General features: G+C 63.3%; 7 protein-coding genes. 5 read left to right on the top strand and 2 right to left on the bottom strand.

Features of this window, described 5'->3' with window-relative positions:
• Positions 1–128 precede the first annotated feature (128 nt).
• Together FBY02_RS26585 and FBY02_RS26580 are read right to left on the bottom strand one after the other, a co-directional pair.
• On the bottom strand, positions 129–581 hold the full coding sequence (locus FBY02_RS26585; protein ID WP_144931301.1) for a hypothetical protein: 453 nt from the start codon (positions 579–581) through the stop codon (positions 129–131).
• On the bottom strand, positions 565–1188 hold the full coding sequence (locus tag FBY02_RS26580; protein WP_256662569.1) for a DUF6036 family nucleotidyltransferase: 624 nt from the start codon (positions 1186–1188) through the stop codon (positions 565–567). The genes FBY02_RS26585 and FBY02_RS26580 overlap by 17 nt, the downstream gene beginning before the upstream one ends.
• A gap of 644 nt (positions 1189–1832) precedes the next feature.
• Here FBY02_RS26580 and FBY02_RS26575 point away from each other — a divergent pair.
• Genes FBY02_RS26575 through nagE form a run of 5 tightly spaced genes read left to right on the top strand, consistent with a single transcriptional unit; the run spans position 1833 to position 8978 of the window.
• Positions 1833–2564, top strand: coding sequence for a GntR family transcriptional regulator (locus tag FBY02_RS26575; RefSeq protein ID WP_144931295.1), 732 nt, complete (start codon positions 1833–1835; stop codon positions 2562–2564).
• A 17-nt stretch (positions 2565–2581) separates the two neighbouring features.
• Positions 2582–3688, top strand: coding sequence for an N-acetylglucosamine-6-phosphate deacetylase (nagA, locus tag FBY02_RS26570; RefSeq protein WP_144931292.1), 1107 nt, complete (start codon positions 2582–2584; stop codon positions 3686–3688).
• The gene (locus tag FBY02_RS26565) at positions 3669–4691 is read left to right on the top strand and encodes an SIS domain-containing protein (protein ID WP_144931290.1); all 1023 of its coding nucleotides are present in this window, start codon (positions 3669–3671) and stop codon (positions 4689–4691) included. The genes nagA and FBY02_RS26565 overlap by 20 nt, the downstream gene beginning before the upstream one ends.
• Before the next feature lie 26 nt (positions 4692–4717).
• On the top strand, positions 4718–7231 hold the full coding sequence (gene ptsP, locus FBY02_RS26560; RefSeq protein WP_144931288.1) for a phosphoenolpyruvate--protein phosphotransferase: 2514 nt from the start codon (positions 4718–4720) through the stop codon (positions 7229–7231).
• Positions 7232–7262: 31 nt separating this feature from the next.
• On the top strand, positions 7263–8978 hold the full coding sequence (gene nagE, locus FBY02_RS26555) for an N-acetylglucosamine-specific PTS transporter subunit IIBC (protein WP_144931286.1): 1716 nt from the start codon (positions 7263–7265) through the stop codon (positions 8976–8978).
• Positions 8979–9038 lie beyond the last annotated feature (60 nt).

The following is a 9038-nucleotide window of genomic DNA, read 5'->3' as shown; positions in this document are numbered from 1 at the left end:
ACCGTCCAAGGCCAGGGCGGCCGAGGACAGTGAAGATTTCCAAAACTCGGTATCCGGTAGATCGTAAGGCCGCTCCGCTTAAGTGAACAGCATTAGGCCTAAGCCGGGTTTGATCACAACATTTGAATTCAAACAAATGCTGCGCGCTGCTCAGCCTCATAATGCCGAGTCTGAAAAGGCATGAGGACCTGTACCTTCAAACCAAGACCTTCACTCATCCCCCACGAGAGGGCGAGTTCATCACGACGACTGCGAAGCGTAACAGCGGCCTGTGAAGTCACTTCATGCTTAGGTGCCGAACGCCAGAACAGCTCAAGCGCCTTGAAGACTTCCGACACACGGCTATCGGTTACGCATGAAAAACGGGTGAACCGCTCGAGCAAATACCCTGCGCGACGAACCTCGACCTCATCAGCGTGCCGACTTAGAAAAGCCTGAGCGACACTCATCAGGTCCGAATTTGAATACCAGACAGCCTTGGCTGCACTCACAAGCGCAGCGTCATCTGCCTGCTTCAATGGGCTTTTGACCAATGTGTCCAGAGCGGATGAGAGGACGCGGCCGTTAGCAGGCTTTGTCATCTGTATTCTCCAAATAACTTTTCAAAATGTAGGTAAGGACCGAGGTTGGGGGCTCTTTGTTGCCAACATATACATCAATCGCCTGCAATGCCAGTCGGCGCAGCTCGGCGGTCAATATGAAGCCTGCTCTCAGGAGGGCCATGATATCGCCAATGTCCTGATCCGTTGCCCTACCCAGTTTTGAAATTGCAATATCCACAGGTGCAGCAATGTGAACGTGGAGAGGGGACTCTAGCGGAAACTCTTCAAGGGGTAGACTTCGGACCCAGTAGTCCTCGTGAATCGGACCAAAGCTTGTGTTGTATTGCAGGTCGTAGTTTAGCTCCATCAACCGGCCAGACCTCTCATCGACAAATCGCTCGGGTATCTCTGCGAGTAACGTTCGAAGATGGAAGTCTTCCGGGAGGCTGGCCTCATAAATTTCAGCGTCAACATCAGTAGAAACACGATGATTTGTATAAAGGTGCACTGCGCACCCACCGAACACGATGACTTTAACCGCCCCTGGTTTTGCATTTTCGACCGTCAGCTCCGCTTCGACGGACTTGAACATTGAAACCAAAGCCTGCCCCAGAGCGGTGTTCATATTCAGACGGGGGATGATCATGTCCGGCAATTCCATATTGACCTCAGATGCTGATGTTGCTCCTTGGAGCGCAGAGCTGCCACCCTGCCTTGCCACCGGCCAGTGAGTGATAGCTTACACTTGGAGATGTTGGGGCTCATGCCCGAGGGACCGCGAGTTCTGAAAGCTAGAGCCCCTACTTCCGAGGGACAACCCTAAAAACATGTCGGAAACTTCGGTGCGTCTGACAGACCGCAGTTTCTGTGGCGAGGGAGCTTGCTCCCGCTGGGCTGCAAAGCAGCCCCAAAGCAGGCAACTCAATTTGCCTGACACCGTTGTCAGGTTTTAGGACCGCTGCGGCCCCTGCGGGGATAAATCCCCTCGCCACAACAGCGCGTCAGCCCGGGTAGTCTCGGACGACCGCCCGTCAGCATCGAAAAATAAAAATCCTGCCTTCAGAAATTGCCTACAGATGAATACCAGTTCGCACCCTAGGCGTTGTCGCAGGCGGCGATCCTTGCCGTTGAATCCCTGACCTCTAATACCACTTTCATCCCACCCCACCAAACCTCTCCAACAACGCCACTAAACCCTGGGCAAGCAGCGTTGACATGGTATTCAAGTGGTATTAGTTTCCACCCCACTTACCGGGCGACAAACAACTCAATAACCGCATCGGACACCACATGAACGACATCCAGGCCCTACGCCCCGACGACACCCAGCCCACACCGCTGTACCTGCAACTGGCCCGCAACCTGGAAGCCGCAATCCACGCCGGCCAATGGAAAGCCGAACAAGCCATGCCGTCCGAACGCAGCTTGAGCGAGCAACTCGGCATTTCCCGGGTCACCGCCCGCAAGGCACTGGAAGTGTTGTTCGAACAAGGCCTGATCCGTCGCAACCAAGGCTCGGGCACGTTCATCACCCCGCGCCTGGAACAACCGCTGTCACGCCTGAGCGGCTTCAGTGAAATGCTGCGGCTCAAGGGTTTCGTGCCCGGCTCCCGGTGGCTGGAACGGGACATCACCCCGCCGACCCACGAAGAACTGATCCGCCTGGGCCTGTCGCCCGCCGACAAGGTTGCGCGACTCAAGCGCCTGCGCAAGGCCGACGATACGGTCATGGCCATCGAGATGAGCACCCTGCCCGCCTCGATTATTCCCAAGCCACAGGCGGTGGGCGATTCGCTCTACGCGTTTCTCGACAGCATCGGCAAGCCGGTGGTGCGCGCCCTGCAACACATCCAGGCCATCAACGCCTCGGACGAGTTCGCCGCCCTGGTGGGCATCGCCCCGGGCACCGCCATGCTGCTGATGACCCGGGTCGGCTACCTGGAAGACAACACGCCCATCGAAGTCACCGACACCTATTGCCGCAACGACTACTACGACTTTGTCGCAGAACTGCGGCGCTAGACGACCAGAGAATTCCCATGTCCGAAGACAACATCCTCACCTGCGACGGCTGGGTTCGCGGCCGCCTGCTCCATGAGCACGGTAGAGTCGTGGCCATCGAAGGCCAGCCCTGCGACCCGGCGGGTAACGACCTGCCCTACCTGCTGCCCGGTTTTATCGACCTGCATGTCCATGGCGGTGGTGGCAAGGACATCATGCAAGGCGCCCCGGCGTTCGAGACCATCGCCCGCACCCACCTGCGTTTTGGCACCACCGCACTCTTGGCCACCACCATGACCGCGCCCAGCGAAGAGATCGCCAGCGTGCTGCAGGCCCTCGGCGAGTTCTGTGAGCAGCGTCCGAACGGCAGCGCCCGGGTCCTGGGCGTGCACTTGGAAGGCCCTTACATCAACCCCGGCAAACTGGGCGCGCAACCGAACTTCGCCCACACCGCGCTGATGGCTGAAGTGGAAGGCTATCTGGCCCTGGCGCCGATCCGGGTGATGACCATCGCCCCTGAAATCGCCGGCCACGATGCCTTGATCCGCGCCCTCAGTGCCCGAGGCGTGCGCATGCAGATCGGCCACACCCTGGGCAGCTACGAAGAAGGCGTCGCGGCGTTGGCGGCCGGGGCCAGCAGTTTCACCCATTTGTACAACGCCATGAGCCCGCTGCATCACCGCGAACCGGGGATCGTCGGCGCGGCCCTCGCCCATGCGCAATATGCCGAGCTGATCCCCGACTTGCTCCACGTCCACCCCGGCGCCATGCGCGTGGCCTTGCGTTCGATCCCATGCCTGTACTGCGTCACCGACTCCACCGCGGCCGCGGGCATGCCCGACGGCGAGTACAAGCTGGGCAGCCACACCGTGACCAAATGTCTGGGCGGCGTGCGGCTGGCCGATGGCACCCTGGCTGGCAGCACCCTGACCATGGACCAGGCCCTGCGCAACCTGGTGAAAATCGGCCTGCCCATCGCCGAAGCCTCGCAACGCCTCTCTCAGTTTCCCGCCGACTACCTCGGCCTGCCCGAGCGCGGTCGCCTGCACCCCGGCGCCTGGGCCGACTGCGTGCGCCTTGACCGTTCCCTGACCCTGACCGACGTGATGGTCGAAGGAGAAGCCATTGACTTCCAAAATGCTTGAAGAGGCCCTCGCCGCCTGTGAAGCCGTCGAACGCCAGTTACAGCAGCTGGACCCGGCCTTGCGGGAAATCGCCGGACGCTTGCGCCGTCAGCCGCCGCAAGTGGCGATGACCATCGCCCGTGGCAGTTCCGACCACGCCGCCAGCTACTTCGCCTACCTGACCATGCAGCAACTGGGTTTGCCGGTGGCGTCGTTGCCGATGTCGGTGGTGACCATGCAGCAGGCACCGCTCAAGGTCAGCGGCCAAGTGGCGTTCGGCTTTTCCCAGTCGGGACAGAGCCCGGACCTGGTCAACAGCCTGCGCCTGTTACGCAAGCGCGGTGCCTTGAGCGTGGCCCTGGTCAATGCCCTCGATTCGCCCCTGGAAGCGGCGTGTGAATTCAGCGTGCCGCTGTGCGCCGGCGTCGAAAGCAGCGTCGCCGCCACCAAGAGTTTCATCGCCACCCTCAGCGCCAGCGCACGGTTGGTGGCCCAGTGGAAGGACGACGCCGAATTGCTGGAGGCCGGCACTGCCCTGCCCGACGGTTTGCGCGAGGCCGCCCATCAGGATTGGAGCCCCGCCGTCGAGGCCCTGCGCGCCTGTCAGCGGCTGATGGTGATCGGCCGTGGCGCCGGGTTCGCCATCGCCCAGGAAGCAGCGCTCAAGTTCAAGGAAACCTCGGCGATCCAAGCTGAAGCCTTCAGCAGCGCCGAGGTGCGCCACGGGCCGATGGCGCTGATCGATGAGAACTATCCGCTGCTGGTCTTCGCCCCTCGCGGCGCCGAGCAGGCCGGCGTGTTGAGCCTGGCCGGCGACATGCGCCAGCGCGGCGCCCGGGTCTTGCTGGCGGCGCCCGATGACATTGCCGAACGCGACCTGACCCTGAGCCGCGCCGAACACCCGGCCCTGGACCCGATCCTGGCGATCCAGAGCTTTTACGGGATGGCTGCCCAGCTCTCCGTGGCCCGGGGCCTGAACCCCGACCAACCGCGGCACCTGAGCAAAGTCACCCGTACGCACTGACTAACGAAGCCTGATGAGAGCGCGCCATGCCCAACAATAATAAAGAGTTGACCCTCAGCGCCCCGCTCAGCGGCCCGGTGCTCACCCTCGCCAATGTTCCGGACGCCGTGTTCGCCAGCGGCGCCATGGGCGACGGGATCGCCATCGATCCGCTGAACGACACCCTCTATGCACCCTGTGACGGCGAAGTGATCCATGTCGCCCGCACCGGCCACGCCGTGACCCTGCGGGCCGACAATGGCGCCGAACTGCTGCTGCACCTGGGGCTGGACACCGTCGAGCTGCGTGGCGACGGTTTCTCCATGCTGGTCAAGGAAGGTGCACGGGTCAGCAACGGCCAGCCCTTGCTGCGTTATGACGTGGATAAAGTGGCGCTGCGCTGCAAGAGCCTGGTCAGCCTGTTGGTCATCACCAATGGCGAGCGCTTCCAGGCGCTGCCTGTCACCCTCAAGGGCGTAAAGGTCGGCGAGCCTCTGCTGCATATCGTCGCCGCGTCGACAGGCTCGTCAACGGCCGAACCTCAGGACGTCGGCATCGAGGTTTTCGGCCAGATCCGCATCGCCCATCGCGGCGGTCTGCACGCGCGGCCGGCGGCATTGATACGCCAGACCGCCCAAGGCTTCAAGAGTCGCTCGCAGCTGCATTTCGGCGGCAAGTCGGCCTCCTGCGACAGCCTCATGGGGATGATGGGCCTTGCGATCACCGAGCAGGCAGAAGTGCAGGTCAGTTGCCGTGGCGACGATGCCGAAGCGGCGCTGCAAGCGTTGCTGATAACCTTGTCCACCGCCCTGGCCGAGGAAGCCCACGCCGCAGCGCCTGCGCTCAAAACCCATGGCCGCCCAGCCGAAGATGGCGTGCTGCACGGCGTATGCGCCGCCTCCGGCCTGGTGGCCGGGCCGCTGGTCCGGCTCAACGGTATTCAGTTGCCGGAGGATGCGGGCGGCCACGATGTCGAGGATCAGCGCCAGCAACTGAGCCGTGCCTTGGCCCACGTCAGCCGTGACATCCACCTGACGCTGGACAACGCCAGGGCCCGGCGCAACCGCGACGAAGAAGCGATTTTCAGCGCCCACCTGGCGCTTCTGGAAGACCCGATCCTGCTGGACGCCGCTCACCTGTGCATCGACCAGGGCAGCGCCGCGACCCACGCCTGGAGCCAATCCATCGACGCGCAATGCCGGGTGCTGGAGCAACTGGGCAGCACGCTGCTGGCCGAGCGCGCCAACGACCTGCGTGACCTGCGCCAGCGGGTCCTGCGGGCACTGCTGGGGGAAACCTGGCAATTCGACGTGCCGACGGGGGCAATTGTCGCTGCCCAGGAGTTGACCCCGTCGGACCTGCTGCAACTCAGCGCCCAGGGTGTGGCCGGGGTGTGCATGGTCGAGGGCGGCTCCACCTCCCACGTGGCCATCCTGGCCCGAGGCAAAGGGATGCCGTGCCTGGTAGCGCTGGGCGCGGCGCTGTTGGAACAGGAACAGGGTCAGTCGGTGGTGCTGGACGCCGACGCAGGCCGCCTCGAACTGCGTCCCACCGCCGAGCGCTTGACCCAGGTGCAACAGGCACATGCCCAGCGAGCCGCTCGCCGCGCTCAACAACACGCCAGCGCCCACACACCGGCCCGCACCGTAGATGGGGTGATTGTCGAAGTGGCGGCCAACGTCGCCTCCAGCGCCGATGCGGCCGAGGCCTTGGCGAACGGCGCCGACGGTGTGGGGCTGTTGCGCACCGAATTCCTCTTCGTCGACCGCCAAAAGGCCCCGGGCGAAGCAGAACAGCGCCAAAGCTATCAAGCCGTGCTCGACGCCATGGGCGACAAGCCGGTGATCATCCGCACCATCGATGTCGGCGGCGACAAACAACTGGATTACCTGCCGCTGCCGACCGAAGCCAACCCGGTGCTGGGCCTGCGGGGTATTCGCCTGGCTCAGGTGCGCCCGGAATTGCTCGACCAGCAACTGCGAGCCTTGCTGCAAACCCGTCCGCTGGACCGTTGCCGGATCCTGTTGCCGATGGTCACCGAAGTCGATGAACTGCTGCACATCCGCCAGCGCCTGGATGCATTGGCCAGGGAATCGGGCCTGAGCGAACGGCCGCAACTGGGGGTGATGATCGAAGTACCGGCGGCCGCTTTGCTGGCCGAACAACTGGCCGAGCATGCGGACTTCCTGTCCATCGGCACCAACGACCTTTCGCAGTACACCCTCGCCATGGACCGCGACCACGCCGGCCTTGCCGCCCGGGTCGATGCCCTGCACCCGGCACTGTTGCGACTGATTGCCCAGGCCTGCGCCGGCGCGGCCAGGCATGGGCGCTGGATCGGCGTGTGCGGCGCCCTGGCTTCCGATCCGTTGGCGACGCCGGTGCTGGTGGGGCTGGGCGTGCGCGAACTGTCGGTCAGCCCGGCGCAGATCGGCGAGATCAAGGCGCGGGTGCGCGACCTCGATGCCGTCAAGTGCGCTTGCCTCAGCGCCGAATTGCTGAATCTGGGCAGTGCCGCTGCGGTGCGCCAGGCCTGTCATCAACACTGGCCCCTGGGCTGAGTACGTCGAAGAACAATAAGGGAGAACCGCCATGTACCAGCATTTCATCGAAGGACTGCAACGTCTCGGCCGGGCACTGATGCTGCCCATTGCGATCCTGCCGATCGCCGGCCTTTTGCTGCGCCTGGGCGACGCCGATCTTCTGAACATCGCCATCATCCACGCTGCCGGGCAGGCGATCTTCGCCAACCTGGCGATGATCTTCGCCATCGGCATCGCCGTGGGTTTCGCCCGGGACAATAACGGTACGGCGGGGTTGGCCGGGGCCATCGGTTATCTGGTAATGATCGCCACGCTGAAGGTGCTCGACGCCAGCATCAACATGGGCATGCTCGCCGGGATCATCAGCGGCCTGCTCGCGGGGGCACTGTATAACCGATTCAAGGACATCAAACTGCCGGAGTACCTGGCGTTCTTCGGTGGCCGGCGTTTCGTGCCGATTGTCACCGGCTTCAGCGCGGTGGGCCTGGGACTGGTGTTCGGCCTGATCTGGCCGCCGATCCAGCAAGGCATCAACAGCTTCGGCGCGCTGTTGATGGAAAGTGGCAGCCTGGGTGCATTCGTGTTCGGGGTGTTCAACCGACTGCTCATCGTCACCGGTCTGCACCATATCCTCAACAACATGGCCTGGTTCATCTTCGGCAGCTTCACCGACCCGCACACCGGTGCGGTGGTGACCGGCGACCTGACCCGCTATTTTGCCGGCGACCCCAACGGCGGCCAGTTCATGACCGGCATGTTCCCGGTGATGCTTTTCGGCCTGCCCGCCGCCTGCCTGGCGATGTACCGCAACGCCTTGCCCCAGCGGCGCAAAGTCATGGGCGGGATTCTGCTGTCCATGGCGCTGACCTCGTTTCTCACCGGGGTCACCGAACCGGTGGAATTCGCCTTCATGTTCCTCGCGCCGTTGCTGTTCCTGTTGCATGCCTTGCTCACCGGGCTGTCGATGGCCATCACCGACTGGCTGAACATCCGCCTGGGCTTTACCTTCTCCGGCGGCTTCATCGACATGGTCCTGGGCTGGGGCAAATCGAACAACGGCTGGCTGGTCGTCCCGGTGGGCCTGGCCTACGCGGTGATTTACTACACCGTGTTCGACTTCTGCATCCGCCGCTTCGACCTGAAGACTCCGGGGCGTGAAGAGGTGCCGGCAGGCGACAAACCGACCATCACCGAAAACCAGCGGGCTGCGGCCTACATCCAGGCGTTGGGCGGTGCTGACAACCTGATTACCATCGGTGCCTGCACCACGCGCTTGCGGCTGGACATGGTGGATCGCAACAAGGCGTCCGACGCCCAGCTCAAGGCCCTCGGCGCCATGGCCGTGGTGCGCCCCGGTAACGGCGGGAGCCTGCAGGTGGTGGTAGGGCCGATGGCCGACAGCATAGCCGATGAAATCCGCCTGGCAGTGCCCTCTTTCACTCGCCCGGTCACCGCGCCGGTACCGAATGTCCCTGTACCGACGACGCCAGCCGCCCTTTCCAGCACCGAAGCGCAACAATGGCTGGACGCCCTGGGAGGCCAGGACAACCTCCTGCAGCTCGATTGCGTGGCGACGAGCCGGTTACGGGTGCGGCTGGCCGACGACAGGAGCTTGTCGGAAAGTCAGCTCCAAAGGTTAGGTTGTCAGGGTATGAGCCCGCTGGAAGGTGGCGTCTGGCACTTACTGCTGGGGGAGAAGGCGCCGAGGTTATGGCAGGCATTGGATGGTCTGGCGCATGGTCGCAAGATCGATGCAGGGGCCTAGCCCCCTGTGGCGAGGGAGCATGCTCCCGCTGGGCTGCGCAGCAGACCCAAGGCGATCAAC

Origin of the sequence: Pseudomonas sp. SJZ078 (genome assembly GCF_007828255.1) — a bacterium.
Classification (GTDB): domain Bacteria; phylum Pseudomonadota; class Gammaproteobacteria; order Pseudomonadales; family Pseudomonadaceae; genus Aquipseudomonas.
The sequence above is the reverse complement of the archived record's forward strand: the minus strand, read 5'-3'. Positions and strand labels throughout refer to the sequence as shown.